The sequence below is a fragment of the Chryseobacterium sp. RR2-3-20 genome, from assembly GCF_017808115.1.
Lineage (GTDB): Bacteria > Bacteroidota > Bacteroidia > Flavobacteriales > Weeksellaceae > Chryseobacterium > Chryseobacterium oryzae.
The window spans coordinates 1-26,849 of the sequence record NZ_JADQBD010000044.1 but is presented as its reverse complement, the minus strand read 5'-3'; the positions used below and the strand labels follow the sequence as shown (position 1 = coordinate 26,849).

Below are 26,849 nucleotides of genomic sequence, written 5' to 3'. Positions count from 1 at the left end.
GTAATCTCTTTATTGGTAAAGGATAGATCGAATTTCATCGCTTATTTTTTTCTACTGCTACGCAGTTGGATATTAGAATACTAAAATACTCTTTTTTTTTCTATTGCGGAATTTGGGATAAAGCGCATCCAAACTCTGATCTCCACAGTCGAAATAGATTTTGTGGTTTTGAGGATTTATAAGATTTTCATTTAGACAATGAAAAACAGATTTCGGGAAAGGATTGTTTTAAGAGGTGAAAGTTCCGGTCCAATGCCTATAAAGACAGGCAACTCTGCCGACATTAAAATTTTGTAGATCTTTTATATTTTATGACAAAGATCAATTCAAACGATATAATCATCGAACTGTATTGGCAAAAATCTCTTTCATAGAATATTTTAGATGATAGTATTACTATTGTAAATAGTATTAAAGCAATGTTTGGTATATATTTTGCTATTAAGCAGTATAGTTATTTAAACTAATTATGGAATTTCAGGTAAAATTCAAAGTCAACGAAAACTTATATGTTAAAGATCCCGAAAACAGTGAAGTTGGGCGTGCAATTGTTAAATATTCAATAGAATTGATCTACGAAACAGGTTTTGAAAGTTTTACTTTTAAAAAATTAGCCCAAAAAATCAATTCAACGGAAGCTACCGTTTACCGGTATTTTTCATCCAAACATAAATTATTAACTTATATTCTTAATTGGTATTGGTCTTACATTGAATTCATTTCAAAACTGAGGCTTCAGGAAATCAAAGAGCCTCTGCAAAAAATGGAAAAAATCCTCCAAATCATTACGCATAATGATGCAATCGATTATAAAATTGAGGATTATGACCTGACAAAGTTTCACAACATCATTATTGCGGAAAGTAGCAAGTCATATCTGGTAAAAGACGTAGACGAAATCAACAAAGAATTGGTATTTAATCCGCTGAAAAGTCTTTGTGGCTTTTTTGCTGAAGTGATTTCCGAAGCCAAGCCAGATTTTCCCTATCCGAGATCTTTTGCAAGTACACTTTTAGAAACTGCTCACAATCAGCAGTTTTTCAGCGAACACCTTCCGAAGCTTACGGATAATCACATCAAAAAAATAAAACATAAAAAATATGTTTTAGATTATTTACGCTTCCTTACATTTAATCAGATAAAATAAATACACAAATGGATACTTCTCCTAGACAGCACGGCTACAATCTGTTTAAGTATGTTACTAAAGAGAAAAAAGACGTCACCAATATCTATTTTTACGCCATTCTGAACGGTTTGGTACAGTTGAGTGTTCCGCTTGGGATACAGTCTATCGTAAGTTTTGTGATGGGAGCCACGATGGCAACATCTATCTATATTCTGATCGCTTTTGTAGTGTTGGGAACCTGGCTTGTCGGCTATTTCAGGCTAAAAGTGATGCAGATTATTGAAAAAATTCAGCAGAAAATTTTTGTTGAATTTGCCCTTGCTTTTGCCGAAAAACTTCCGAAATTAAATCTTTCCGCAACAAGAAAATATTACCTGCCGGAATTGGTGAACCGTTTTTTCGATACTCAAAATCTGCAGAAAGGTATTTCTAAAATCTTACTGGAAATTCCTACGGCTTTGATCCAGATTTTGTTTGGAATTTTGCTTCTTTCATTTTATCACCCTTGGTTTTTGGTTTTCGGAGCTTTGGTGATCATTTGTGTGATTTTCATTTTCAGATTTACAATGGAAAGCGGAATCAAATCCAGCATCGATGAAAGCGACAAGAAGTATGAAGTGGCATCCTGGCTGGAAGATATTGCGGCATCCATTAAAACTTTTAAGCTCAATTCTAAAACTGAAATTCACGTTGCAGAAACTGATAATAGAGTGGTTAATTATCTTAATGACAGAACTTCTCACTTTCGTGTGCTTGTTATTCAATACAAAACTATTATTGCTTTCAAAGTCATTATTACTTTGGTAATGCTTGTTATCGGAACCTATCTTTTGGTAAACCAACAGCTGAATATCGGTGCTTTTATCGCAACAGAAATCGTGGTTCTAACGATTATGACAGCGGTGGAAAAGCTGATTATCAGTTTAGAAAGTTATTATGATGTCATCGCAGCTTTGTCAAAATTGAATAAAGTAACCGATTTGCCTGAGGAAGATTTGGGAGCCATTACTTTGGAAAATCAGAATAGCGGTTTTGAAATTGAATTTAAAGAGGTCAATTTTGCATTCAATGATTATCAGATGATTTTAGAAAATGTCAATTTTAAAATCGCCGAAAATTCACTCAACGTTATCACAGGATCGCTCGGTTCTGGCAAATCTCTGCTTCTCAATATGATGACTGGTTTCTACGAACCTACTTCAGGACGTATTTTGTTCGATAAAATACCGCTGAAAAACGTGGACAAAATCTCCCTACGTAATCAGATCGGAATGTTTCTCGAAGATATGACCATCATTAAAGGAACGGTGTATGAAAATATTATTTTGGGACAAAGCCATATTTCGGCAGAACAAATTCTTGACATATCAGAGGAAATTGGGGTAGATGATTTCTCAAGCCAGTTCAGCAACGGATTCTTTACCATAATAAGCGAAACCGATACAGAGATTTCTTTCAGTTCTAAAAAGAAAATTATGCTCCTTAGAGCTTTAGTCGGAGAAAGAAGATTGCTGATTCTGGAAGATCCGTTGGACGGAATGGATGATGCATTTAAGATAAAAATGAGAGAACATCTTTCGAATCTTAAAGAAAATACCACCGTTATCGTTGTTTCCGAAGATCCGGAAATGATAGAAATAGCAGATCAGCATCTTCACATTGAAGAAGGTACAGTGAAAATTTTATTCAATAAAAATTAAAAAAAATGGAACTGCAATCAGTCAATCAAATATATCATTTTCATAAAAGATCAAGAGTGAAAAGGTGGTTTCTTTTCATCTTTCTTGGAGGGATTATCGTGCTATTTTTACCGTGGACTCAGAATATAAAAGTACAGGGAAATGTAAGTACACTTTATCAGGAACAGCGACCACAACAACTGAATTCTCCAATACCAGGAAAAATCATCAAATGGTATGTGAAAAACGGTGATTATGTAAAAAAAGGCGATACACTTCTTCAACTTTCTGAAGTTAAGGAAGATTATCTGGATCCGCTTTTGGTAAAACGAACTGAGCAACAAGTAGATGCGAAAAAAGGTTTGCAGAAATATTACGAGGCCAAAGTTGGAACCACCAATAGTCAATTACAGGCTTTAAATTCTGCAAGAGATTTGAAGTTGAGTCAGCTTAAAGTGAAAATCAGTCAGCTCAATAATAAACTGGCGGGAGAGGAGGCAGAGCTGGTAGCAGCTAAAAACGAACTTAGAATGACTTCTGACCAGTACGAAAGACAGAAAAAAATGTATGATGAAGGTTTGGTTTCGCTTACTCAGTTTCAGCAGAGAAGTGTTTCTTATCAAAATGCTTTAGCTAAGAAAACTGCCACAGAAAATAAACTGGCGCAAACCCGACAGGAAATTGTGAATGTAAGCATCGAACAAAATGCTACCATTCAGGATTACAATGAAAAACTGAGCAAAACCGAAGGCGACCGTTTCCAAAGTATGGGACAGATCGAGGGAAGCGATGGTGATATTGCCAAACTTGAAAATCAGGTTGCCAATTACCGCGCAAGACAAAGTTTGTATTTCGTAATCGCTTCGCAGGACGGACAGGTGGTGCAGATCAACAAAGCCGGAATCGGGGAAATCCTGAAAGATGGAGAAAGTATTGCAACCATCGTTCCCGATAAAGTAGATTATGCAGTAGAAATTTACATCAAACCCGTCGATTTGCCTTTGGTAAAAGAAGGACAGCGCGTAATGTGTATTTTCGATGGTTTTCCCGCAATTGTTTTTTCCGGATGGCCGAATTCCAGCTACGGAACTTTTGCAGGAAAAGTAATTGCGGTAGAAAATAACATCAGCGCAAACGGAATGTTCAAAGCATTGGTGATTCAGGATAAAAACGAAAAACAATGGCCTCCGAAAATCAAAATGGGAACCGGAGTTCAGGGAATTGCGATTCTTAATGACGTTCCGATCTGGTACGAATTGTGGCGAAACATCAACGGATTCCCGCCGGATTATTATGAAGTAAAAACCGAAAAATCTGCGAAAGATGAAAAGTCTAAAAATTAAATTTTCAGCGCTTCTCATTCTGTTTAGTGTTCAGTTTTCTTTTGCGCAGGATTCTCTGAAACTTTCGCATCAGGAATTTCTGAATATTGTAAAAAATTATCATCCGCTGGCTTTAAAGTATCAGCTTCAGAATAAAATTGCCAATGCCGAAATTACCAAAGCCAGAGGAAATTTCGATCCTGTTCTCGCAGGAAAACTCGGAGAAAAAAATATTGACGGAACAAAATATTACGAACAGAAAAATGTAGAACTCGGAATTCCCACTTGGTACGGAATAGATATTACTGGAAGTTACAATTATCTGGATGGTGAGAAACTAAACAGCAGCGAAACAAAAGGAGGTCTGTATCAGTTTGGAGTTACAATTCCTTTGGCGAAAAATCTTCTGTACGATAAAAGACGAGCGATGCTCGATCAGGCAAAATTCGGACTGAAAATGACGGAAGCCGAACAAATCGTTCTCACCAATGAACTTCTTTTGGATGCTGAAAATACATATTGGGATTGGGTAAAAAATTATGAGATCTACAAACTTCAGAAATCTGCGGTAGAGATCAACAGAAAAAGGCTCGAACTTACCAAAAAGACTTACGAGTTTGGAGAAAGACCTGCAATTGATACGGTGGAAGCTGCTTCACAATTGCAGAGTTTTGAGCTTCAGGAAAGAAATGCTTATCTTAATTTTGTAAAAAGTACACAAGAATTGCAAATGTTTCTCTGGAAAGATAAACAAGACTTGTACGAAATTGCTCAGCTTATTTTTCCATCTTCAAGTCTCGATGAACATTCCGGATATTCTGATTATGAATTTCTGTTGCAGAATTTAGAATCGAAACTGCTTCAAAATCACGCTTCATTGGAATATTATCTTCAGAAGCAAAATATTCTCGAAAGTGAAAGAAGGCTCAAATGGCAAAGTTTCCTTCCAAAGATTGATTTTACATATAATTTTTTCAACAAAGAAAATTACAAATCTGATTTTCTTCCTTTGTTTGATAATAATTTCCAATACGGACTGAAGCTCGAGATTCCCATATTTCAAAGACAGGCAAGAGCAGATTACGAAATTGCGAAACTGAAAATTTCTCAAAACCAGCAGGATTCACAACTGAAATTGAGAGAAGTCAATACTAAAATAGAAACCTATAAATACGAAGTGACTAATTATTTCAGTCAGATTGATATTTCAGCAAAAAATCTTAACAATTATAAAAGATTGCTGAACGCAGAGGAAACGCGGTTCGGCAACGGGGAAAGTTCACTATTTTTAATCAATTCCAGAGAAAATAAATTACTGGATGCGCGAGAAAAAAACATCGAACTAAAAGCCAAATTCCTGAAAAGCTACAATAAACTGAAATGGCTGAATGAGAATTTCCTAAGATAAAAGTCGGGAGAAGTTCCTAATAATTTCTCCCAACTTCTTTGCATATTCCCAGATAATCCGCTGGCATATTGGATGATCCCAATCCTGTCTCGAAATATTCATCCGAATGTGGAATATAGACGCTGTACTTTTTACTGAATGGAAAAATGGGAATGAAAAACACTTCAAAATAATTCTTATAAACCGACACAATCGCATTGACTGTGAAGCCATTTTTCAGGACTTTACGGTCTTCTTTTCCTACGAGTTTGGTTTTGATTCCGAAGATGAAATTCATAGAAATTATCGCTATTCAGCCTATATTACCAACCAAGAACAATCGGCAACAGATGTTTGGAGAACGTACCGAAACAGAGGCGATGCAGAGAATAGAATCAAGGAATTAAAGGCAGATTTTGGTGCCGAAAGTTTTAACCTTAAAGGCTTTTTCCCTACAGAAGCTGCACTTATATTTTCGATGATTGCTTATAATCTGATGTCAATTTTCAGGCTGTTTGTTCTTCAAGAAAAAACGCAGAAAACATTATCTACACTACGATATAGAACCTTTGCTATTGGAGCTTATTTTGAAAAAGTAGGTGACACACTCAAACTGAAGATTGCACTCACCAAAAAACGCAGAAAATGGTTCGTCGGAATTTGGGATTACCCCATAGACTTATCTCAAAAAATTTCAACTGCGTGATTTGGGTTTAAAAAAGAACTGGAGCGACTGGACTTTTGCCCTCAATGTAACAGATATTCTCAATACCAATATTGTAGAAATTACAGACAACCAAACTAGCGGAAACTACAATTATATTCATCAAGACAGATACAACAGAGGCGGAAGTTTAAGCATAACTTACAGTTTCGGAAATCAGAAAGTGAAAAAAGTAAGGGATATTGAAGGCGCTTCGGATGGTATTAAAAGTAGAACGAAATAACATAATCATTCTTCATATATTTTATTTTGTATTGAGACCTGTCGGGAAATCGGCGGGTTTCTTTTTTTCGAAAACATGAAAATCTTTAGTAAGTTCAAGGTACTGATCGGAGTATTTTCTAGGACTCTCTTCTATAATAAAATCAAATTCTCTCAACGCTTGTTTTTGCAAAGAAAACTCCAGAATAAGTCTTTTTATTTTTGAATGGGCAATTCCGCGAATATTTATTTTTCGGATTAAATGCAGGTGGTTTTCTGAAGCAGTTTTTATAAAATGAGCACCAGATTCTTCCGGAATAATCACCGATAAAATTCCTTCCGGATTTAAAATTTCTGCAGATTTTGTAATAATTTGTTTGAAATTTAATTCAACAGTTTGTCTGGCAATTTTGTCTTTTTCCGATTCGGAAGCTTCAAAATAAGGGGGGTTAGAAACAATTAAATCGAATTTTTCTTCAGTTTTAAAGCTTTTAAAATCTTGAAGGGTATTTTTTAATCGTTCCGAAAAAGGAGAATTTTTAAAATTAATTTGGGTAAGAAGTACGGCATCTTCATTAATATCAATGCCTGAAATTTCAGCATTTTTTCTGCGTTGTGCCAACATAAGAGAAATGAGTCCTGTTCCGGTACCAACTTCCAAAACTTTGGCTGCATTATTTACATTCGCTAACGCTCCGAGAAGCACTCCGTCTGTTCCTACCCGGAAAACGTGTTGAGATTGCGCAATTTCAAACTCTTTAAAACGAAAAGGTTTCATTATAGATTAGTTGGTAAAGTAATGGTGAAAGTTGTGCCTTTACCCACTTCAGATTTTACAGAAATTTCTCCTTTGTAATCTTCTACCATCTTACGAACCATAGAAAGCCCAAGTCCCATTCCGCTGTTTTTTGAGGTGAAATTAGGCTCGAAAATTCTTTCGAACATGTCTTCGGGAATGCCAATTCCGTTGTCCTGAACAGAAATAATCACTCTTCTTTGGTGCTGTTCGAGATCTACATTGATGATAAGCTCTCTTTCATCACTTGCTGCCTGTTTTGCATTGGTTACAAGATTGGTAATTATTCTGGAAAGAAAAACCTTATCAATCGTCATCATGATATTGTTTTTATTCGCATGAATAAATATCTGATCGTCATTAAAAACCCTTAAAATATCTTCAACTTCTGCATTAAGATTAATCGTTTCATTATTTTTCTCGGGAAGTTTTGCAAATTCTGAAAAGGCAGAAGCAACCGTAGCAATTACATCAATCTGGTCTACCATTGTTTTGCTCATCTGCTTTACTCTTTCTCTTACATTTGGATCTGCAGGATCAAATTTTCTTTCAAAATTCTGAATGGTAAGCTTCATGGGTGTTAAAGGGTTTTTTACCTCATGGGCAACCTGTTTTGCCATTTCTCGCCATGCTTCTTCGGATGCTTTAAAGCGTAATCTTTCTTTCTGATCCTGAATTTGAAGAATCATTCTGTTATAAGCACGGGCTAAAGCGTTCAACTCGTCATTTTTATAGTATTTAATAGGACGCATTTCGTTTTCAAACAGGGTAATTCTTGTAATCATGTCAGAAAACTTTGTAATGTTTTTAGCCAGATTATTAGAAGTAACCCAACTTAGCCAAATGCTGAAAATGATGATTAAAAGATCGACAATCAAAATATACATCACGTATTTATGAAGCACATTAAGATAAGCAGATTCATTATGATATAAGGGAATATAAACAATACCGATGGGCTCTAAAACATTGTTTTTCAGAACCAGATAAGAAGAAGTGTAAACCGCATCTTTAGACTCGTCGAAACCTCGGATGTCGTATCTTGCTCCGTCGGATAAAATCTTATTAATGATGTTCAGCGGAACTTTTTTTCTTAAAACAGCATCATTGTCCTTATTGGAGAGAATATAATTTCCTTTGAGGTCGTATATTGCAATATCATGCTGGTTAATATCCGAAATTTCGAATATTTTATTTTTTAAAACAGTTTGTAAATCTTTAGTCTGAAGGGTAGAGGAACTTACTGCATAATCTAAAAACCGTATTACAGCATTGGTTTTTTCCTGCATATCTATTTTGCTTTGCTGAAGTGCATTATTACGCAAAACAAAGTAAGGAACCAGAGAAGAGGCAGCTACACTCAAAAGGCATACAAGAAGAAAACCGAAAAAAACTCGGTTTCTCAAACTGTATCCTTTATAAAGATTAAATGCCATTCTGCCTATTAATTAATTTTGAAATGTATTTGCCGATAATATCGAATTCAAGATTCACTTTATCTCCTACCTGAAGTGTATTCATATTGGTAAATTCCCATGTATAAGGGATGATGGCAACAGAAAACCTGAAATCTTCACTTTTGGCAACTGTTAAACTAATACCATTCATTGTAATAGAACCTTGAGGAACTGTTACAAAATTACCTTCAGAATCATATTCTACTGTAACAAAATAACTGCCATCTTTGTTTTCGATGCCAATAATTTTTCCGGTTTTGTCTACATGTCCCTGTACAATATGGCCGTCAAGACGTCCGTTCATAATCATGCATCGTTCAAGATTAACAACGCTTCCTTCATGCCATTTTCCAAGATTGGTTTTTTCTAAAGTTTCGAGAATTGCTGTAACGGTATAAAAATGATCTTTAATATCTACTACCGTGAGGCAACAGCCGTTATGAGCCAGACTTTGGTCTATTTTTAATTCCTGTGTGAAAGGACAACTTAGTGTAAAATCTATATTTGTTCCGTTCTGATGTATTTTTTCAACAACACCTACTGCTTCAATAATGCCTGTGAACATATTATTTTTGCTAAATTTGTAAAATTATAATCTTCAAAGATAATCAAAATGAACCCAAAAAACCATACAGTAAGAGTAGGAATTTCAATTGGTGATTTTAACGGTATCGGTCCGGAAATCATCATGAAATGTCTGAAAGACAAAACGATTACAGATTTTTTCACTCCTGTTATTTTTGGTTCAGGGAAGTTGTTTACATACCAAAAAAATATTTTTAAGCTCAATTTAAATTTTAATTACATTACAGAAGCTTCTCAGGCACAGGCAGGAAAGCTGAATATGGTAAATCTTACCAAAGAAAATGTAAATGTAGAATTGGGTAAACCTACAGAAGAGTCTACAAAAATGGCTATTGATTCTCTTGAAGCTGCAACTGAAGCTTTAATGAAAGGAGAAATAGATGTTTTAGTAACGGCACCCATCAATAAAGATGAAATGGTGAAAATGGGTTTTAAACATGCGGGCCACACAGGTTATTTTGAAGAGAAATTCAATAAAAAAGGATTGATGTTTTTGGTAACTGAAGATCTTAAAGTAGCGGTTTCTACACATCATATTCCTCTTTCTGCAGTTGCCGAAAATATATCTAAAGAGAAAATAAAGAAACAGATTAGAATTCTTAACCAAACTTTAATAGAAGATTTTTCTGTAAGAAGACCGAAAATCGCTGTTTTGGGACTCAATCCGCATTCGGGAGATGGCGGAGTAATCGGGAAGGAAGAAATAGAAATTATTTCACCAACAATTAAAGAATTATCGGATCAAGGGATTTTAACATTCGGACCTTTTCCGGCCGATAGCTTTTTTCAGCCCGAAAAATATAAAAACTATGATGCTGTATTAGCGATGTATCACGATCAGGGGCTTGCTCCTTTCAAAACATTGGCGTATGAAGAGGGAGTGAATTACACCGCTGGATTACCTTTTGTAAGAACTTCACCAGATCATGGTACAGCTTATGATATTGCTGGCAAAAATATTGCGAACGAACAAAGTTTTATGGAAGCTATTTTTACGGCGATAAAAATTTTTAATAATAGAAATGATTATAAAGATTTAATGAGCAATAGACTGCAGCCAAGAAGAGTACCTTCGGATAATGGTGTGGATGAAGATCTTCCTGTAGAATCAGAAATCTAAGATTTGAGATAATTTGTTTTGAAAATTATTTGTAATATTAAAAAAAATGCATATTTTTGCACACTCATTTTATGGACAAGTTAAGAAACTATGACATAAGCTTTTCTGGATTGAAACCCGGAAAACACGAGTTCAAATTTGAGATAGATAAAGCGTTCTTTCAATTATTTGACACTGAACAGGAATTTACAAATCCTAAAATATCAGTAGATGTTTTGCTTAATAAGCATACTACTTTTTTAGAATTTGAAATTAAGGTGATGGGTACTGTAGATTTAGTTTGTGATATTTCAAGCGAAAATTTCAGCTATCCGATAGAAAACCAAATAGATATTTTGGTAAAGTTTGGAGAAGAGTATGATGATAGTGAAGAAGATGTAATCACTATTCCTTCCAATGATCATGCTTTTAATGTGGCACAGCTCGTATATGAAAACGTTGCATTGGCAATTCCAATGAAAAAAATATCACCCAACCTCAGTGATGAAGATTTAAAGATTCTCGAAAAATTCAGTCCGAAAGACACTGAAGAGAATGAAGAACCAAAAAGTGACCCAAGATGGGATGCTCTTAAAAATTTAAAGAATAAAAATTAAATAGTTTAATGATGGGATGATGAATCTCATCGCTCATCAATTAAAAAAGTTATTAGAAAATGGCACATCCAAAGAGAAGACAGTCGTCTACAAGAAGAGATAAGAGAAGAACTCACTACAAAGCTATAGTTCCTCAATTAGCAAAAGATGCTACAACAGGTGAGATGCACCTTTACCACAGAGCTCACTGGCATGAAGGAAAATTATACTACAGAGGTAAAGTAGTATTAGAAAAAGAAGTAGCAACTACTGAAGAAAACTAAGAGCTGAATTTCGCCAAAATAAGCTCGTTTTATACAAAAACCGCTCGATTTTTATAAAATTTAGCGGTTTTTTGTTGTTTTTTGTTGTTTTTTGTTATCTTTGGCAGCAAATCAAATATCAATTTTATGGACATTAAAGACATACAGAATCTTATTAAGTTTGTGTCTAAAGCTGAAGTTTCAGAAGTAAAATATAAAACTAAAGATTTCGAAATTACGATTAAAACTCCACTTGGAGGTAATGAAATGAGTTATGTTGCACAACCAGCAATGTATCAGGCGGCGCCTCAACAAGCGGCACCAGCTCCAGTTGCTGCTCCTGTAGCTTCTGCGGAAAAAACTGAAGCTGCAGCTGATGACAGCAAATTTGTGACAATTAAATCTCCGATGATCGGAACTTTCTACAGAAAACCATCTCCGGATAAAGATGTATTCGTAAATGTTGGTGATGAAGTTTCCAACGGAAAAGTAGTTTGTGTAATCGAAGCAATGAAGTTATTCAACCAAATCGAATCTGAAGTAAGCGGAAAAATCGTTAAAATTTTAGTTGACGATGCAACTCCTGTAGAATACGATCAGCCATTATTCTTAGTAGACCCATCTTAGTTAGAAATTAGGTGTTAGACATTAGATGTTAGACAAAATTCTACATTCAAATAACATTAATCTAATTTTCAAATTATCTAATTTTTAATTTTAAGAAGATGTTCAAAAAAATATTAATAGCCAATCGTGGCGAAATTGCAATGCGTATTCTGCGTACTTGTAAAGAAATGGGAATCAAAACGGTAGCCGTGTACTCTACTGCAGACAAAGACAGTCTTCACGTAAGATTTGCAGACGAAGCTGTTTGTATTGGTCCTGCAATGAGCAAAGATTCCTATCTGAAAATCCCTAACATCATTGCTGCGGCAGAAATTACCAACGCGGATGCTATTCACCCGGGTTACGGATTTTTATCAGAAAATGCCAACTTCTCTAGAATCTGCCAGAAAAACGGAATCAAATTTATCGGTGCTTCTCCTGAGCAAATCGAAAAAATGGGAGATAAAGCCAATGCCAAAGCTACTATGAAAGCGGCAGGAGTACCTTGTGTACCGGGTTCTGACGGATTAATTGAATCTTACGAACACGCTGCAAAAATTGCTGAAGAAACAGGCTATCCGGTAATGATTAAAGCAACTGCAGGTGGTGGCGGAAAAGGGATGAGAGCAGTTTGGAAAGCCGAAGACCTAAAAGATCACTGGGAATCTGCTATTCAGGAAGCTGTTGCAGCTTTCGGAAACGGAGGAATGTACATGGAAAAATTGATTGAGGAGCCCAGACATATTGAAATTCAGGTTGCAGGAGATCAATTTGGTAAAGCCTGTCACCTTTCTGAAAGAGATTGTTCTGTGCAGAGAAGAAATCAGAAATTAACAGAAGAAACACCTTCTCCGTTTATGACGGATGAACTACGTGAGAAAATGGGTGAAGCAGCAGTGAAAGCAGCAGAATTTATCGGGTATGAAGGGGTTGGAACTATTGAATTTCTTGTTGATAAGCACAGAAATTTTTATTTCATGGAAATGAACACCAGAATTCAGGTGGAGCATCCAATTACAGAGCAGGTTATTGATTATGACTTGATCAGAGAACAAATTCTTTTGGCAGCCGGAACGCCTATTTCAGGAATCAATCATTATCCGAAATTACATTCAATAGAATGCAGAATTAACGCAGAAGATCCGTATGCGGATTTCCGACCATCACCAGGAAAAATCACAGGACTAAATATCCCGGGAGGACACGGAATCCGTGTTGATACTCACGTTTATTCTGGTTATACAATTCCGTCTAACTACGATTCTATGATTGCCAAATTAATTACTACGGCTCAAACCCGTGAAGAGGCAATTGCAAAAATGAAACGAGCTTTGGAAGAATTCTACGTGGAAGGTGTAAAAACAACCATCCCTTTTCACAGACAGTTGATGGAGGATGAAAGATACCTTTCAGGAGATTACACTACAAAATTCATGGAAGATTTTGTAATGGATAGAAAATATGATAATCATTAAGATTATTTAATCATATCTAAAAACCGTCTTTTTTAAGGCGGTTTTTTCATTTCAATACATTATGATTTTCATAATTCAAATACGAAATAAGATATAAACACTAAAAGTGAAGTGATGTTTGCTAAATATCTTCCGAATTACTCATTAATTCTTTAAGGACATTCTGTATGTTACGTTTAAACAGAAATATTTTGCTTTAATCAAGTTATTTATAATGTTTAAATTTGTGGAAAACCTACAAATATATGACAACAGCAGAACAAGCAAAAAACTCACAGTATTTTATTGAACTTGAAGAAAAATTTGGTGCACACAATTATCATCCGCTTCCGGTGGTTTTAGATAAAGGCGAAGGTGTTTTTGTTTGGGATGTTGAAGGGAAAAAATATTATGATTTTCTTTCCGCTTATTCTGCGGTAAACCAAGGTCATTCTCACCCGAAAATTGTTGATGCATTGGTTGAACAGGCTAAAAAACTGGCTTTAACTTCCAGAGCTTTTTACAATTCAAATTTAGGAGAATACGAGAAAAAGATCACTACTTTATTCGGTTTTGATAAAGTTTTACCGATGAATTCAGGAGCCGAAGCGGTGGAAACTGCCGTAAAATTAGCAAGAAAATGGAGCTATGAAGTAAAAGGAATCTCTGAAAACGCAGCGAAAATTATTGTTTGCGAAAACAACTTTCACGGAAGAACAACGACGATTGTTTCTTTTTCTAATGATCCGGATGCAAACCAAAATTATGGACCTTTTACTCCAGGGTTTATTAAAATTCCATACAATGATATTTCGGCTTTAGAAGAAGTTTTAAAAAATGATGCTCAAAATATTGCAGCATTCCTTGTTGAACCTATTCAGGGTGAAGCGGGAGTGTATGTTCCGGATGAAAATTTCCTGAAAAAAGCTTCAGAATTATGTAAGAAATACAATGTTCTTTTTATTGCAGATGAAGTTCAGACGGGAATTGCGAGAACAGGAAAGTTAATTGCTTGTCATCATGAAAATGTTCAGCCAGATATTTTAATTTTAGGAAAAGCACTTTCTGGCGGAATGTATCCTGTTTCTGCAGTTTTGGCTGATGATGAAATTATGAACGTGATTAAGCCCGGACAACACGGTTCTACTTTTGGGGGAAATCCAATTGCGTGTGCTGTTGCCATTGCTGCTTTAGATGTTGTGGAGGAAGAAAAATTATCAGAAAAAGCCGAAGAATTAGGAAAATTATTCCGATCTGAAATTGAAAAAGTGATTGAGAAAAGTGATTTAATTACTAAAGTTCGTGGTAAAGGTCTTTTAAATGCAATCTTAATTAATGATACGCCTGAAAGTTCTACAGCATGGAATCTTTGTTTGCAGTTAAAAGAAAACGGCCTTCTAGCCAAGCCAACACACGGAAATATCATCAGACTGGCTCCGCCATTGGTAATTACGGAGGAACAGCTGTTAGACTGCGTAAAGATTATCGAGAAAACAATACTTAATTTTAAGAAATAAAATATTTTTTGTTAAAAAATAGCACTCTATTTCAGGGTGTTATTTTTTTTCTGTAAAATCCAACAAACGATTGATTAACTTTTACCTGTTTTTTGTATCTAACGTTTTTCAAGAAGTGTGAAATATGAAAGATTCGAAAATTAGCGCATTACTCATTGTATTCAATGAAGAGAAAAACATTGAAGAAGCATTAAAAACTGTTGAATTTGCAGATGAAATAATTGTTTTAGATTCCTTTAGTACAGATAGTACAGTAGAAATTATAAAAACTAAATTTCCTAAAGTTCAGCTCTATCAAAATAGATTTGAAGATTTTACAAAACAGCGAAATCTTTGTATTTCTTACGCCAAAAACGAATGGATTTTATTTTTAGATGCCGATGAACGCATTACTCCGGAACTTAAAAATGATATTCTGAAAGAAATAAAAAAACCAATTACTCAAAAAGCTTATTTTTTTAAAAGAAAATTCTTTTTCAAGGGCGAGAAGGTTAATTATTCCGGAACTCAAAATGATAAAAATATTCGTCTTTTCAAGCGAGAAGTTGCTCATTATGATGAACATAAAAGAGTACATGAAGGATTAGACACCGTAGAAAACCCCGGTGTTCTGGAACATTATCTCTTGCATTATTCATTCGATTCTTACGAAAGTTATCATGATAAGGTAATTCATTATTCTAAGTTAAAAGCAAAAGATCTGTATGAGAAGAAAATTAAGTACAGACTAATTAAGCAACTCTCAAAAAGTATATTTAATTTTTTTAAAATGTATATTCTTAAATTGGGTATTCTGGATGGCAGGAAGGGAATCACTTTATCTTATTTAAGTGCATTAAGCTCATTCAAAACCTATGAATTTCTGAAGAAAGAATATGCATAATGATTATCTTGGGATTAAGTTTATAATCTGAAAATAAACTGTATTTTTGCACAGTAACTTATATTTTTATGAGACTTTCTGTAGCAATTATTACTTTTAACGAGGATAGAATCATCCAAAAAAATCTTGAAGCCGTTAAGGATTTGGCAGATGAAATCGTTATAATCGACAGTTTTTCCACAGATGCTACAGAAGAGATTTGCAGAAAATTTCCCAAAGTAAAATTTATACAGCATCAGTTTGAAGGTTTTGGAAAACAGAAAAATTTCGCTATCAGTCAATGTTCAGGAGACTGGATTCTGTTTTTGGATGCCGACGAAATTCCTGATGATACAGCAAAAAATTCCATAAAAAATATCGTTGCAGAAAGTAATCCTAAGTTTTTGGTTTATAATGTTGCATTCAATAATATATTTCTAGGGAAAACTTTAAAGTATGGAGGTTGGGGAAACACCAAAAGAGAGCGTTTTTTCAAGAAAAATGCAGGAAAATATTCTGAAGATATCGTTCATGAATGTTTTATTACGTCTGAACCTGTAGGATTGCTTATCGGGAAGCTCAATCATTACACGTACAAAGATATTCATCACCATATCGAGAAATCTAATAAATATACTTCGATGATGGCAGAAAAGATGTATAGAAAAGGGAAACGATCTAGTATTTTCAAGATTTTGTTCAATCCCTTTTTTCAGTTTATTAAGTCTTACGTTATCAGACTGGGCTTTCTGGATGGTTTGGTAGGATATTATGCGGCTAATACGGCAGCGTTTTACACTTTTCTCAAATACAAGAAACTGTACGAAATCACTCACATAAGCAAATCATGCTCTTAAGAATTCTCAATAAATTTACAGATTTTTCGGGGACAAAAGGAATTCGTATCCTTATGTATCATCAGGTTTTGCCAAAAAGTATTGCTTACAAAAACGACTTTATTGTAACAGTTGAAAATCTTGAAAAGCAGTTCGCATATATTAAGAAAAATTTTGAGACGGTTTTTTTTAAAGATCTAGAAGCTTCAAAACAGATTAAAAATAAGATAATTCTCAGTTTCGATGATGGCTATTACAATAACATAGAATATCTTGTTCCGTTGCTAGAAAAGTATCAGTTGAAAGCGACCATATTTATTCCCACAGAGTTTATTCAGAGTAATATAAAAGAGGGAAATAAAATTTACATGGATTTTGATGATTTGAAATCTTTAGATTCTCATTTAATTGAAATTGCTTTGCACAGCCATTCTCACCGAAACTTTTCTCAACTTTCAATTGATGAATCTGAAGGGGAACTTTTGGAAAATATGAAGGTTTTGGAACAAAATGCAATTCCGTTTACCAAAGTTTTTGCTTATCCGTATGGGAAGTTTCCTAAAGATAAAAAACTAAAAAAAGAATTCTTTGCCATGTTAGAAAGAATTGGGATTGTGTCAGCTTTAAGAATTGGTAACAATATTGAAGCGTATCCGTTTAAGAATCAGTATGAAGTAAACCGCATCGATATAAAGTACGGAGACAGTTTTAAGGTTTTTAAATGGAAGCTGAAATTCGGTAAAACAAAACTTTAGTCTAACAAATCTTTGTACAGTTTTTCATAAGCATCTGCCATTTTGGTATAACTGAATTTTTCGGCTCTTTCTTTTAATTTCTTATTGAAATATTCAGGATTAGCGTTAAATTTTTCCATTCCTTTATTGTAAACATTTTTCATAGATTCTGCAGTGAAATCTTCAAAATAAAAGGCTAAATCACCACCAATTTCCGGTAAACTCGTTAATTTGCTCAGGAATATAGGCTTTCCAAAATACATAGCTTCTACAGGGGGAATTCCGAATCCTTCTGCTAATGAAGGATGACAGTAAGATTCGCAATGCTGAAGAAGAAAGTACTTTTCAGTATTTTCAATATTTTCTAATAGATGAACTCGTTTTTCTAATCCTAATGATTTTACTTTCTGAAAAAATAAATCTTGATATTCAGATTTCGCCGAAGAGGCAATCAGAACCAAATCGCGGTCGTTCTCCGAGATTAAATTCAATAATGATTCCTGGTTTTTTTTCGGAAAAAGTACTCCAATATTCAAGATGAAATTTCTGTTGATAAAATCGTAATTTTTATTTGAACTAAATTTTTCGTTTTCTGGAAAAATCAATCCATTATAAATTACTTCAATCTTAACATCTTTATTGATGTTGAATAAGTTGATGTTTTTAATAAAATCTTCTTTTACAAATTCAGAAATACAAACAATTGCGTCTGCATTACCAATATTTTTTTGAACCAGTGTTTTAGATTTTTTAATTTTTCTTTCGCTACTGTTATCGTGAAGAAAATTAAGGTCGTGGAGTGTTACTACTTTTCTTTGGTTGGAGTTTTTCTTGTGAAAATATTCTGAAAGCTGATGCGTTACATGAATTAATGAAAATGAGGATGTATTTATTGGGATTTTTTTCTGCCAAAATTTCCAGTTGATGATCTGAAAGTTTCCCGTAACAGAAGGAATATTTTTAGCAGGACCGTAAAGGGAATAACTGAATTGGCACAACTTTTTATCTAATCCTTTTATGAGGGAAATGCAGACATTTGCAATTCCTGATCGGGGATATTTTAACCGTTCAACATCAATAAGAATTTTCTTTTTCATTAAAAAACGAGCTTTTCTCCAAAATTAAATATTTAAACTTTAAAATCTTTACTTTTGTCTTATGAAAATTTGTTTAATTAGCTTTGATTTTTGGCATTACGATGAACATATCGTTGATAAACTGAAAGAAAAAGGGATAGAAGCTCACCATATTAATATAGGTGCTTTTTCCCATAAAAATTTTGGTGCAAGAGTGAAAAATGCCATGAGTAAAGTTTTTGTAGGCAAAAACCTAAAATATGAGAAAAGGCAGAATTTTATTATAGATTCACTTGAAAAAATTGGGAAACAGGATCAGATTTTGGTAATTAATCCCGAAGCTATCGAAGAACGGGTGCATGAAGTGATAAGGAATTCTACTGATAGAAATATTGCTTATTTATACGATAGCATGTCGAGAAATCCTGCACAGCATATTTTGCATTATTTTGAGACTGTTTTTTCTTTCGACAATGAAGATGTAAAGAAATTCGGTTTTAAAAAGATTACCAATTATAATTATTTGAAATATTGTCCTGCAGAAGAGCAAAATCCTGCACTCGACCTTTTTTATATAACGTCGCATGATAAAGGGAGATTAAAGAGACTGAATTTACTAATTCAAAAAATAAAACCACTGGGAATTAAGTTTAAAACTATTGTAGCAGGGAAAAAAAGCTGGAAAAATCAGGTTGCTCAGATTGTTGATAATCAGAACAGCGATATTATTACTTTCAGAGTGAAAAATGTTCCTCAAAAATCTTTGCCCGACTTGTACAAAAATACAAAAGCGATATTAGATTTACAACGAAGTAATCAGCAGGGCTTAAGTTTCAGGATTTTTGAAGCGATGGCATTAGAGAAAAAATTCATTACCGATAATCTTACCATTCAAGACTATGATTTTTATAATCCGGAAAATATTCTAGTTCTCAACGAAGATTTTAGTAATATACCAAAATCATTTTTCACGACCGATTATCAAAAAATTCCTGACGATATTTATTACAAATACACATTGGATCATTGGGTGAATACCGTTTTTAATTTATGAAAAAAGTACATCACGTATTAATTATTACCAAAGAATTCAAATCAGCATTTCAGCTTAACAGTGGCGGAACGGGTGTTTTTTATCAAAATATTGCCGAAGCTCTTATCCGGAAAGGTATAAAAGTTTCTGTTTTTGGCTCTTCAAAAAAGGAGTTTAAAATAGAAGATGATAATCTCTCTGTATTGTTTGTAAAAGATTATTTCAAGAAAAATAAACTCATAGAATTGCTGAGATCTGTATCCGGTAAAATATCATTCTTACAAAATTTACATTTCAAAATTTATGATTGGGAAATTAATTATCTTCAGAAAAAACTATACGGTTTTATTCAAAACAAAAAAATAGATATTATAGAAACCCATGATTGGGAAGGAATGAGCAGAGTTGCGGAAAAATTTGAGATTCCGTACCTCATTAGAAGTCATGGTTCTTGGTCTGTTTTGCAGAAATTTTTTGGATATGGAGCTGCTAAAGGGAAAATTTATAATGAGAAAAAAGCTTTTCAGAACGCAGATAATATCATTACGATTTCTTTGAGCAACAAAAAAATGAACAAGGATATTTTTGGGGAGAAAGATTATCATCTTATTTATAATGGGATAAATACTGATTTCTTCAAGACTCAAATGCAAATTCAGGTTAAGCCGAAATCTATATTTTACATTGGAAATATTTCTGTAGAGAAAGGAGCAGAAACCGCATTGGAAGCCTTTATAAATGTCAGCAAATCCGAACCTTCATCAACCTTACATTTTATTGGAAAAGAAACCTCAATCGTCAATATTCTGAAAAATAGAATTGAGGAAAATCAATTACAAAAAAAGGTCTTTTTCTATGGGATGAAAGATAAAAATGAAGTCTTAAATTTACTTTCTGAAGCTGAGGTTGTAATATTTCCGTCTAAAGGTGAAACTTTTGGTTTGGCACTTACAGAAGCAATGGCACTAAAAAAACCTGTGGTCTGCTCAGAAATTGAAGCTTTTGAGGAAATTGTTGAAGATGGTGAGAATGGTTTTACAGCCAGTTCCAGTGAAGATTTTGCCGAAAAAATTCTTAAAGTTTTTTCTGATCCTTCTTTAGCAGAATATCTTTCTCAAAATGCCAGAAAAACAGTTGTGGAGAAGTTTTCTTTGCAGAAAATGCTTCATGAAACCTTAGCATATTATACTGATATTATTAATAACTAATTTTTTCGGTTTATTTTGTGGAATAACTTCACTTCTTTTTGTGAAGAGAAAATATTGAGGATATTAAGAAATCCTTTTAGTAATTTCCATAAAAAAGGATGATAGTTTTGAATGTGCTGAATTTCTACCATTCTTTTTGAGCTGGCGAATTCAATCATTTTAATTTCATTTTTCAAATTCGGAAAAAGATTTTGATAAACCTCTGCCTTTTCTTTTTTTATTAGGTTTTCGCTTTCAGGATTACTTGATATTCCAGAATTATCAAAATTACTGATAACTTCATCCAAATGATTGTATTTTGCCTGATGAATGACCACTGCTTTCAGAAAAAATTCCCAATCTGAAATTACTTTTAAATTTTCGTTATATAAACCAATGTTTTGAAAGAGCTCTTTCTTAATAAAAGTGGAGGGATGAGGTAAAAATGAGTGAAGAAAATATGCGAGATTCACTTCATTGGGTGGAGTGAAAAGTGTTTTAGGAATTCCGTCTGTACTGTATATCATGTTGCCGGAAATAAGATCAAAAAATGCTAAGGAAGAGAGGCTTTTTTCAACAACTTTCTCGTTTTCCAGTTCATCTCCGCTATTCAGAAAAAGGAAATATTCTCCTGTAGCTATTTTAATTCCTTTGTTCATAGCATTATAAATGCCAGAATCTTTTTCACTTACAAAATGGGTGATGTTTTTACTGTACTGCGAAATAATTTCTTTACTGCCGTCATTACTGTTTCCATCGATCACAATATACTCAAAATCGTTACAGCTTTGATTGATGACACTTTGCAGGGTTTTTTTTAATCCTTCTGCATTGTTGTAATTAATCGTAATTATGGAAAGTCTGTAACTCATTTTTTTAAAAATTATTATGAAGATGCATCATTTTTAGGATCAATCTTTTTTCAATTTGAATTTAGGCAAGAAAAGTAAAACGAGACTAATCATCCATTTCAAAAATCTCCATGCTACAGGAAATTTTTTAATGTACAGTACATGCTGAATTCTTCGGGCTCTCGCTTCGTGACTTAGTGCCAAATCTTCAAGAAAAGCAGAGAAATATTGCTTCAGCGTAATTTCTCTTTCAGTATGATAAAGTTTTAAATTTTCTGGTTTCGCCGAGATTCCGGAATAATCATAATAACATACTGTTTGTTCTATGTGTTTATAGCTTACATTATGAAGACAGATAAGAACAATAAAGAACTCCCAGTCTGCACATATTTTAAAATCTTCTCGGTAATAAAAATATTGATCAAAAAGCTGCCGTTTGATGAATGCTGCCTGATGATTGATTCCGCCATAATAGAAAAAGCTGAAAATCAGTTTTTTTGGCGGTATTTCTTCTCTTCGGTATCCTTCGTCATTAAAATAAATAGAATTTCCGTAAAGTATTTCGATGCCAGAATCGAAATTTTGATGTGTTTTTTCTAAAACCTTTTCATCATAAAAAAAATCGCCACTGTTCATGAAGATAATGTAATCGCCGGTTGCCTTGCGTATGCCTTTATTCATAGCATTATAAACACCAGAATCTTTTTCACTTACCCAGTAATTAACCTGCGGATTTTCTTCAATAAGTTCTTTACTTCCATCATTGCTACCGCCATCAATAACAATATATTCAAAGTCAGACCATCTTTGGCTTTTAATGGATTCAAACGTTTTAACCAGTCCGGCTTTGTTGTTAAAATTTATGGTTACGATGGTTAGCTTTTTATTCATTTATTTGAATTGTTATTTTGAATTTTTTTGAAGTTGTATGGCATCAGAATAAACCTTCAGACATTGTTCTGCTGCGTCTTTCCAATCGAATTTCTTTACTCTTTCCAAACCTTTTTCGGCATATTTTTTTCTCAATTCCTCATCGGAAATTAATATTTGTATTTTTTCGCGTAGATCATCTTCAGATTCAGAATCAAAATAAATACCTGCATCTCCTGCAACTTCAGGAAAAGATCCGTGCTTTGTTAAAACAATGGGGCAACCACAAGCCATAGATTCTAGGACAGGAATTCCAAAGCCTTCATACAATGATGGAAAAACAAAACATTGTGCATTCTGATAGTAATGTCCCAGTTCTTCTTCTTGAAAATATCTTTGCAAAACCTGATTTTGAATACCTAATTTTTTTAGAAACTGAATTTCTTCTTCGGTGAATTTCCCTCCTCCGGCAGCAATAATCTGTAAATTAGAATCGTTTTTAAGTAAAGGCGTAACGGATTGGATGAAAAATTTAAAGTTTTTATACGTTTCTCTGGAGCCAACGTACAGAATATATTTTTCGGGAAATTGTACTGTTACCTCCGGATGAATTTTAATAGAACTGCCATGATATATCACTTCAATTTTGTTGGGATCAATATCTGGATAAATTTTAATGATATCTTTTTTAGTATTATTAGAAACGGCTATTATTTTGGTAGCTTTCTGCATTAATAATAATTTTCGTTCCACCACATGAAAGCTGTCTTCCACAAAATATTGGGGCATAAGTTCATGAATCATATCATAAACTGTTAAAACAAAAGGTTTTGTGCCTATTTTGTCTAAAAAATAAGGATTGTAATAGGTAGGAATAAATATATCGTAATCTTTATTTTCAAAAGCGTTATGGAGTAATTTTTCAGAATTTTTTCTTCTTAAAGTACGAGTGCTTATTTTAAAAAATGCAAGAAAGCTATAGAGAGCATTCAGGTTTTTGTTTTTAACAAGCAAATCTGTAGCTTTTACGTATGCATTATCTGAACTGTATAAAGGAAGCAGAACCTCAACATCGCTTTTTTTGGAAATTACAGAAAAAACCTCGGTATAATATCGTGATATCCCACCATAAGTCTGCTGATCGAATATTTGTGGGTCTAATAGTATTTTCATATATATTTGCTTTCTTGAGCCAAACGAATATCATATACCGATTTTTTAATGCCCATCCTGTTATTAAATTTTAACGAAATAGAATAATAAAGAGACTATTTTCTATCGTAAATATCCTCAATTCTCACAATATCGTCTTCACCAAAATAAGTCCCTGTCTGAACTTCAATGAAAACCACGGGCTTGTCAGAAAGATTCATCATCCTGTGCTTAGAACCTAACGGGATAAAAATGCTTTCTCCGTATTTTAAAGATATTTCTTTTTCGTCTAAAACTACTGTGGCATCTCCTTCAATAATCGTCCATTGTTCCTGTCTTTTATGGTGGTACTGATAAGATAGTTTTTGTCCCGGATTTACCTCAATTCTTTTTAATTTATAGTGAGGCTCATCTGCCAAAACATAATATTTTCCCCAAGGTCTTTCGCCAATTTCTAGCATAATATGAATATTCTAAATTTTTACAAATGTAGATAATAAGATTAAAAAACCAAATCTCATTGAGATTAATGCTCATCAAAAACATTTAATTTAAGTAAATTTGCAAAAATTTTATTTAAAATGGACAAAGTAAGAGTACGTTTTGCTCCAAGTCCTACGGGACCTTTACATTTAGGAGGCGTAAGAACGGCATTATATGATTATCTTTTTGCTAAAAACCAAGGCGGAGAGTTTGTATTGAGAATTGAAGATACAGATACTGCAAGATATGTGGAAGGGGCAGAAGACTACATCGAAGAAGCATTGGAATGGTGCGGAATTATAGCCGATGAAAGTCCAAAAAAAGGAGGGAAATTTGCACCTTACAGACAGTCTGAAAGAAGAGATATTTATGATAAATACACAGAGCAGATTTTAAAAACAGATTATGCTTATATTGCTTTCGATACGGCTGAAGAATTAGATGCCATCCGTGCCGAATACGATGCTAGAGGTGAAGTTTTTTCTTATGATAATAAATCACGCAACCGCTTGAGAAACAGCATTGCTCTTTCTGAGGAAGAAGTTCAGAAATTGCTGGAAGCAAAAACTCCTTATGTGGTAAGATTCAAAATGCCGGTGGATAGAACACTAAATCTTGTAGATATCATCCGTGGAAATTCTTCGGTAAATACCAACACTTTAGACGATAAAGTTTTGGTGAAAAATGACGGAATGCCAACTTATCATTTTGCTAATATCATCGATGATCATGAAATGGAAATTTCTCACGTTATCCGTGGTGAAGAATGGTTGCCATCATTAGGATTGCACACTTTATTATATGAGGCAATGGGTTGGGAAGCGCCGCAGTTTGCTCATCTTTCTTTGATTTTGAAACCAGATATTTCAACATTAATTACAAAAGAAAATATTGATAGCATTACGAAATCTTTCGCAGAAGAATTTATTGCGAAAAACAATCAGTTTTCTTTTGATGAATCGGCTACCTTAATCAAATCATTTTTTGCTGAAGTTAAAAGTGCAAGATTTAAATCTATGCTTAATGAAAACGATAAAGATGATGAAATTACAGCATCCGTAAAACAATTTTTGAAGAAAGGTATTTCAGGAAAATTAAGCAAAAGAGATGGTGATAAATTCGGATTTCCTGTATTTCCATTAAACTTCACAGATTCTGTGACTGGAAATGTTTCTAAAGGTTACCGAGAAAGCGGATATCTTCCTGAAGCGTTTATTAACATGGTGGCACTTTTGGGTTGGTCTCCTGCGGATGACAAAGAAATTCTTTCACTCGAAGAAATGGCAAAAGAATTTGATTTGAATAAAGTTCACAAAGCCGGTGCAAGATTCAGTAAAGAGAAAGCAGAATGGTTCAATCATCAGTATATTCAGAAAACTTCAGATGAAGAACTGATGAATATTCTTAAGAATTCAGATTTAAACATACATATTTCAGATGAAAAATTACTGCAAATTGTTCATTTGATGAAAGAAAGAACCGCTTTCCCGAAAGATATCTACGAAAACGGGAAGTTTTTCTTTGAGGCTCCAATTTCTTTTGATGAAAAAGCAGCAAAAAAAGCATGGAATGAAGACACTTCTGAGATTTTACAAGAATTAGCTCAAACCCTGGAGAAATCTGAATTTAATGCTGAAAATCTTAAACAAATCGTTCATGATTTCGCAGAGAATAAAGGCTTAGGGATGGGTAAAGTAATGATGCCGCTACGTTTAGCCTTAGTTGGAGAACTGAAAGGACCTGATGTTCCGGATATTATGCAAGTCATTGGAAAAGAGGAGTCTATATCCAGAATACACAATGCAATCAATAATTTTAAATAGATTTTGATAATTTTTCATAAATTTGAAAGATTTAATTTACTTCAAGAATGGAATATTTAAGTTTCGAACTTCCTATAAAAGAATTAATGGATCAATACCAAACCTGTTCTTTAGTAGGAGAAGAAAGTGGTGTTGATGTAAAATTAGCCTGCAGCCAAATCGAGGATAAAATCATAGAAAAGAAAAAAGAAATCTATGGTAATCTTACGCCTTGGCAAAGAGTACAGCTTTCTCGTCATCCCGATCGTCCTTATACTTTGGATTATATCAACGGAATGGTCGATAAAGGCAGTTTTCTTGAACTTCACGGTGATAGAAATTTTGCAGACGATCCGGCTATGATTGGTGGCTTGGCGACTTTAGACGGTCATAAAGTGATGATTATCGGTACTCAGAAAGGAAGAACAACCAAAGAAAGACAGTACAGAAGATTCGGAATGCCGAATCCTGAAGGATACAGAAAGGCTTTAAGATTAATGAAGCTTGCGGAAAAATTCAGAATACCTGTAGTTACATTGGTAGACACTCCGGGAGCTTATCCTGGTCTTGAAGCTGAAGAAAGAGGACAGGGTGAAGCTATTGCCAGAAATATTTTCGAAATGACGATGCTTAAAACTCCTATTTTCACTTATATTATCGGTGAAGGAGCGAGTGGCGGAGCCTTAGGAATTGGGGTAGGAAATAAAGTGTATATGCTGGAAAATACGTGGTATACAGTAATCGCACCAGAAAGCTGCTCTTCTATTCTTTGGAGAAACTGGGATCATAAAGAAGATGCGGCCAATGCACTGAATCTTACGCCTAAAGATGCTTTAAGAGAAAAATTTATAGACGGAATTATTGAAGAGCCACTTGGTGGAGCGCATTATGATACAGAAGCTACTTATCTGAACTTGAAAAATTCAATTTTGCAAAATATCAAAGCATTTTCAAAGTTTACAGGAAAAGAACTTGAAACCCAAAGACAAGATAAGTTTATTTCTATGGGACAGTTTAAAGGATAAGTTTTAATTGAACTTTTTAATATTGGTAATGTGGTCAAAAATAGTTGGTGTTTTTGTCAAAAATAATTCGTAATATTTTGCGGTTGATTGGAAGAGGAAGTGAGCAATGCTGAGGAGCAACTT

Annotated in this window: 27 protein-coding genes; 19 read left to right on the top strand and 8 right to left on the bottom strand. The window is 33.9% G+C overall.

The window, feature by feature from the left end:
* Positions 1–469: 469 nt before the first annotated feature.
* The 6 genes from IV513_RS10665 (at position 470) to IV513_RS10640 (ending at position 6,464) form a co-directional block, all read left to right on the top strand.
* Entirely contained in the window at positions 470–1,147 is a 678-nt protein-coding gene (locus IV513_RS10665; RefSeq protein WP_209390555.1) for a TetR/AcrR family transcriptional regulator, read from the top strand.
* An 8-nt stretch (positions 1,148–1,155) separates the two neighbouring features.
* Positions 1,156–2,829 carry a peptidase domain-containing ABC transporter gene (locus tag IV513_RS10660; RefSeq protein WP_209390554.1) on the top strand — a complete coding sequence of 558 codons (1,674 nt, stop codon included), beginning with the start codon at positions 1,156–1,158 and terminating at the stop codon, positions 2,827–2,829.
* Between the two features lie 56 nt (positions 2,830–2,885).
* Positions 2,886–4,151 (top strand): HlyD family efflux transporter periplasmic adaptor subunit, encoded by a 1,266-nt coding sequence (locus tag IV513_RS10655; RefSeq protein WP_317196418.1) that lies wholly within the window; start codon positions 2,886–2,888, stop codon positions 4,149–4,151.
* Complete coding sequence (locus tag IV513_RS10650; RefSeq protein ID WP_209390552.1) at positions 4,132–5,538, top strand: TolC family protein; 1,407 nt, start codon at positions 4,132–4,134, stop codon at positions 5,536–5,538. The genes IV513_RS10655 and IV513_RS10650 overlap by 20 nt, the downstream gene beginning before the upstream one ends.
* 106 nt (positions 5,539–5,644) lie before the next feature.
* A complete protein-coding gene (locus IV513_RS10645) occupies positions 5,645–6,223 on the top strand; it encodes a transposase (protein WP_245168924.1) in 579 nt (192 codons plus the stop codon).
* A 1-nt stretch (position 6,224) separates the two neighbouring features.
* Positions 6,225–6,464: an outer membrane beta-barrel family protein gene (locus tag IV513_RS10640; protein WP_245168923.1), complete on the top strand. Its 240-nt coding sequence runs from the start codon at positions 6,225–6,227 to the stop codon at positions 6,462–6,464.
* 21 nt (positions 6,465–6,485) lie between these two features.
* On the opposite strand, the gene IV513_RS10635 is transcribed toward IV513_RS10640, so the two are convergent.
* Genes IV513_RS10635 through IV513_RS10625 form a run of 3 tightly spaced genes read right to left on the bottom strand, consistent with a single transcriptional unit; the run spans position 6,486 to position 9,260 of the window.
* Positions 6,486–7,220: a tRNA1(Val) (adenine(37)-N6)-methyltransferase gene (locus IV513_RS10635; RefSeq protein WP_209390551.1), complete on the bottom strand. Its 735-nt coding sequence runs from the start codon at positions 7,218–7,220 to the stop codon at positions 6,486–6,488.
* A complete protein-coding gene (locus IV513_RS10630) occupies positions 7,220–8,674 on the bottom strand; it encodes a HAMP domain-containing sensor histidine kinase (RefSeq protein ID WP_209390550.1) in 1,455 nt (484 codons plus the stop codon). The genes IV513_RS10635 and IV513_RS10630 overlap by 1 nt, the downstream gene beginning before the upstream one ends.
* Positions 8,664–9,260 carry a riboflavin synthase gene (locus tag IV513_RS10625; RefSeq protein WP_209390549.1) on the bottom strand — a complete coding sequence of 199 codons (597 nt, stop codon included), beginning with the start codon at positions 9,258–9,260 and terminating at the stop codon, positions 8,664–8,666. Before IV513_RS10625 ends, IV513_RS10630 begins: the two co-directional genes overlap by 11 nt.
* Before the next feature lie 48 nt (positions 9,261–9,308).
* Here IV513_RS10625 and pdxA point away from each other — a divergent pair, with 48 nt between their 5' ends.
* The 9 genes from pdxA to IV513_RS10580 all read left to right on the top strand — a co-directional run bounded on the left by pdxA (position 9,309) and on the right by IV513_RS10580 (position 17,268).
* Entirely contained in the window at positions 9,309–10,400 is a 1,092-nt protein-coding gene (gene pdxA, locus IV513_RS10620) for a 4-hydroxythreonine-4-phosphate dehydrogenase PdxA (RefSeq protein ID WP_209390548.1), read from the top strand.
* Positions 10,401–10,471: 71 nt separating this feature from the next.
* Positions 10,472–10,996, top strand: coding sequence for a DUF177 domain-containing protein (locus IV513_RS10615; RefSeq protein WP_209390547.1), 525 nt, complete (start codon positions 10,472–10,474; stop codon positions 10,994–10,996).
* A 59-nt stretch (positions 10,997–11,055) separates the two neighbouring features.
* The gene (gene rpmF / locus IV513_RS10610; protein WP_209390546.1) at positions 11,056–11,259 is read left to right on the top strand and encodes a 50S ribosomal protein L32; all 204 of its coding nucleotides are present in this window, start codon (positions 11,056–11,058) and stop codon (positions 11,257–11,259) included.
* 126 nt (positions 11,260–11,385) lie between these two features.
* The gene (accB, locus tag IV513_RS10605; RefSeq protein WP_209390545.1) at positions 11,386–11,865 is read left to right on the top strand and encodes an acetyl-CoA carboxylase biotin carboxyl carrier protein; all 480 of its coding nucleotides are present in this window, start codon (positions 11,386–11,388) and stop codon (positions 11,863–11,865) included.
* Positions 11,866–11,963: 98 nt separating this feature from the next.
* Positions 11,964–13,319 carry an acetyl-CoA carboxylase biotin carboxylase subunit gene (accC, locus tag IV513_RS10600; RefSeq protein WP_209390544.1) on the top strand — a complete coding sequence of 452 codons (1,356 nt, stop codon included), beginning with the start codon at positions 11,964–11,966 and terminating at the stop codon, positions 13,317–13,319.
* A gap of 245 nt (positions 13,320–13,564) precedes the next feature.
* Positions 13,565–14,815 (top strand): ornithine--oxo-acid transaminase, encoded by a 1,251-nt coding sequence (gene rocD, locus IV513_RS10595; RefSeq protein WP_209390543.1) that lies wholly within the window; start codon positions 13,565–13,567, stop codon positions 14,813–14,815.
* A 124-nt stretch (positions 14,816–14,939) separates the two neighbouring features.
* Positions 14,940–15,698, top strand: a complete 759-nt coding sequence (locus tag IV513_RS10590) for a glycosyltransferase family 2 protein (protein WP_209390542.1) — start codon at positions 14,940–14,942, stop codon at positions 15,696–15,698.
* 68 nt (positions 15,699–15,766) lie between these two features.
* Positions 15,767–16,534, top strand: coding sequence for a glycosyltransferase family 2 protein (locus IV513_RS10585; RefSeq protein ID WP_209390541.1), 768 nt, complete (start codon positions 15,767–15,769; stop codon positions 16,532–16,534).
* Positions 16,525–17,268 carry a polysaccharide deacetylase family protein gene (locus tag IV513_RS10580; protein ID WP_209390540.1) on the top strand — a complete coding sequence of 248 codons (744 nt, stop codon included), beginning with the start codon at positions 16,525–16,527 and terminating at the stop codon, positions 17,266–17,268. Before IV513_RS10585 ends, IV513_RS10580 begins: the two co-directional genes overlap by 10 nt.
* Here the strand turns inward: IV513_RS10580 and IV513_RS10575 are convergent.
* On the bottom strand, positions 17,265–18,344 hold the full coding sequence (locus IV513_RS10575; protein ID WP_209390539.1) for a glycosyltransferase family 1 protein: 1,080 nt from the start codon (positions 18,342–18,344) through the stop codon (positions 17,265–17,267). The genes IV513_RS10580 and IV513_RS10575 overlap by 4 nt on opposite strands.
* A gap of 61 nt (positions 18,345–18,405) precedes the next feature.
* Here IV513_RS10575 and IV513_RS10570 point away from each other — a divergent pair, with 61 nt between their 5' ends.
* Together IV513_RS10570 and IV513_RS10565 are read left to right on the top strand one after the other, a co-directional pair.
* Positions 18,406–19,377: a hypothetical protein gene (locus IV513_RS10570; RefSeq protein WP_209390538.1), complete on the top strand. Its 972-nt coding sequence runs from the start codon at positions 18,406–18,408 to the stop codon at positions 19,375–19,377.
* On the top strand, positions 19,374–20,564 hold the full coding sequence (locus tag IV513_RS10565) for a glycosyltransferase family 4 protein (RefSeq protein ID WP_209390537.1): 1,191 nt from the start codon (positions 19,374–19,376) through the stop codon (positions 20,562–20,564). Before IV513_RS10570 ends, IV513_RS10565 begins: the two co-directional genes overlap by 4 nt.
* Here the strand turns inward: IV513_RS10565 and IV513_RS10560 are convergent.
* From IV513_RS10560 to IV513_RS10545, 4 genes are all read right to left on the bottom strand, one after another.
* On the bottom strand, positions 20,561–21,415 hold the full coding sequence (locus IV513_RS10560) for a glycosyltransferase family 2 protein (RefSeq protein WP_209390536.1): 855 nt from the start codon (positions 21,413–21,415) through the stop codon (positions 20,561–20,563). The two genes, IV513_RS10565 and IV513_RS10560, sit on opposite strands and share 4 nt — an antisense overlap.
* A 39-nt stretch (positions 21,416–21,454) precedes the next feature.
* Positions 21,455–22,285: a glycosyltransferase family 2 protein gene (locus IV513_RS10555; RefSeq protein WP_209390535.1), complete on the bottom strand. Its 831-nt coding sequence runs from the start codon at positions 22,283–22,285 to the stop codon at positions 21,455–21,457.
* A 12-nt stretch (positions 22,286–22,297) separates the two neighbouring features.
* Positions 22,298–23,437 (bottom strand): glycosyltransferase family 1 protein, encoded by a 1,140-nt coding sequence (locus tag IV513_RS10550; protein ID WP_209390534.1) that lies wholly within the window; start codon positions 23,435–23,437, stop codon positions 22,298–22,300.
* 95 nt (positions 23,438–23,532) lie between these two features.
* Positions 23,533–23,877 carry a phosphomannose isomerase type II C-terminal cupin domain gene (locus IV513_RS10545; RefSeq protein WP_209390533.1) on the bottom strand — a complete coding sequence of 115 codons (345 nt, stop codon included), beginning with the start codon at positions 23,875–23,877 and terminating at the stop codon, positions 23,533–23,535.
* A 120-nt stretch (positions 23,878–23,997) separates the two neighbouring features.
* On the opposite strand from IV513_RS10545, the gene gltX reads away from it, so the two are divergent.
* Together gltX and IV513_RS10535 are read left to right on the top strand one after the other, a co-directional pair.
* Complete coding sequence (gene gltX / locus IV513_RS10540; protein WP_209390532.1) at positions 23,998–25,722, top strand: glutamate--tRNA ligase; 1,725 nt, start codon at positions 23,998–24,000, stop codon at positions 25,720–25,722.
* A 47-nt stretch (positions 25,723–25,769) separates the two neighbouring features.
* Entirely contained in the window at positions 25,770–26,726 is a 957-nt protein-coding gene (locus tag IV513_RS10535; RefSeq protein WP_209390531.1) for an acetyl-CoA carboxylase carboxyltransferase subunit alpha, read from the top strand.
* The last annotated feature ends 123 nt before the right edge of the window (positions 26,727–26,849 follow it).

Bases quoted from the DNA above. Each gene is read 5' to 3' on its own strand.
- IV513_RS10665 (WP_209390555.1), top strand. From the start codon at position 470: ATGGAATTTCAGGTAAAATTCAAAGTCAACGAAAACTTATATGTTAAA.
- IV513_RS10660 (WP_209390554.1), top strand. From the start codon at position 1,156: ATGGATACTTCTCCTAGACAGCACGGCTACAATCTGTTTAAGTATGTT.
- IV513_RS10650 (WP_209390552.1), top strand. From the start codon at position 4,132: ATGAAAAGTCTAAAAATTAAATTTTCAGCGCTTCTCATTCTGTTTAGT.
- IV513_RS10645 (WP_245168924.1), top strand. From the start codon at position 5,645: ATGTGGAATATAGACGCTGTACTTTTTACTGAATGGAAAAATGGGAAT.
- IV513_RS10635 (WP_209390551.1), bottom strand. From the start codon at position 7,220: ATGAAACCTTTTCGTTTTAAAGAGTTTGAAATTGCGCAATCTCAACAC.
- IV513_RS10630 (WP_209390550.1), bottom strand. From the start codon at position 8,674: ATGGCATTTAATCTTTATAAAGGATACAGTTTGAGAAACCGAGTTTTT.
- IV513_RS10625 (WP_209390549.1), bottom strand. From the start codon at position 9,260: ATGTTCACAGGCATTATTGAAGCAGTAGGTGTTGTTGAAAAAATACAT.
- pdxA (WP_209390548.1), top strand. From the start codon at position 9,309: ATGAACCCAAAAAACCATACAGTAAGAGTAGGAATTTCAATTGGTGAT.
- IV513_RS10615 (WP_209390547.1), top strand. From the start codon at position 10,472: ATGGACAAGTTAAGAAACTATGACATAAGCTTTTCTGGATTGAAACCC.
- rpmF (WP_209390546.1), top strand. From the start codon at position 11,056: ATGGCACATCCAAAGAGAAGACAGTCGTCTACAAGAAGAGATAAGAGA.
- accB (WP_209390545.1), top strand. From the start codon at position 11,386: ATGGACATTAAAGACATACAGAATCTTATTAAGTTTGTGTCTAAAGCT.
- accC (WP_209390544.1), top strand. From the start codon at position 11,964: ATGTTCAAAAAAATATTAATAGCCAATCGTGGCGAAATTGCAATGCGT.
- rocD (WP_209390543.1), top strand. From the start codon at position 13,565: ATGACAACAGCAGAACAAGCAAAAAACTCACAGTATTTTATTGAACTT.
- IV513_RS10590 (WP_209390542.1), top strand. From the start codon at position 14,940: ATGAAAGATTCGAAAATTAGCGCATTACTCATTGTATTCAATGAAGAG.
- IV513_RS10585 (WP_209390541.1), top strand. From the start codon at position 15,767: ATGAGACTTTCTGTAGCAATTATTACTTTTAACGAGGATAGAATCATC.
- IV513_RS10580 (WP_209390540.1), top strand. From the start codon at position 16,525: ATGCTCTTAAGAATTCTCAATAAATTTACAGATTTTTCGGGGACAAAA.
- IV513_RS10575 (WP_209390539.1), bottom strand. From the start codon at position 18,344: ATGAAAAAGAAAATTCTTATTGATGTTGAACGGTTAAAATATCCCCGA.
- IV513_RS10570 (WP_209390538.1), top strand. From the start codon at position 18,406: ATGAAAATTTGTTTAATTAGCTTTGATTTTTGGCATTACGATGAACAT.
- IV513_RS10565 (WP_209390537.1), top strand. From the start codon at position 19,374: ATGAAAAAAGTACATCACGTATTAATTATTACCAAAGAATTCAAATCA.
- IV513_RS10560 (WP_209390536.1), bottom strand. From the start codon at position 21,415: ATGAGTTACAGACTTTCCATAATTACGATTAATTACAACAATGCAGAA.
- IV513_RS10555 (WP_209390535.1), bottom strand. From the start codon at position 22,285: ATGAATAAAAAGCTAACCATCGTAACCATAAATTTTAACAACAAAGCC.
- IV513_RS10550 (WP_209390534.1), bottom strand. From the start codon at position 23,437: ATGAAAATACTATTAGACCCACAAATATTCGATCAGCAGACTTATGGT.
- IV513_RS10545 (WP_209390533.1), bottom strand. From the start codon at position 23,877: ATGCTAGAAATTGGCGAAAGACCTTGGGGAAAATATTATGTTTTGGCA.
- gltX (WP_209390532.1), top strand. From the start codon at position 23,998: ATGGACAAAGTAAGAGTACGTTTTGCTCCAAGTCCTACGGGACCTTTA.
- IV513_RS10535 (WP_209390531.1), top strand. From the start codon at position 25,770: ATGGAATATTTAAGTTTCGAACTTCCTATAAAAGAATTAATGGATCAA.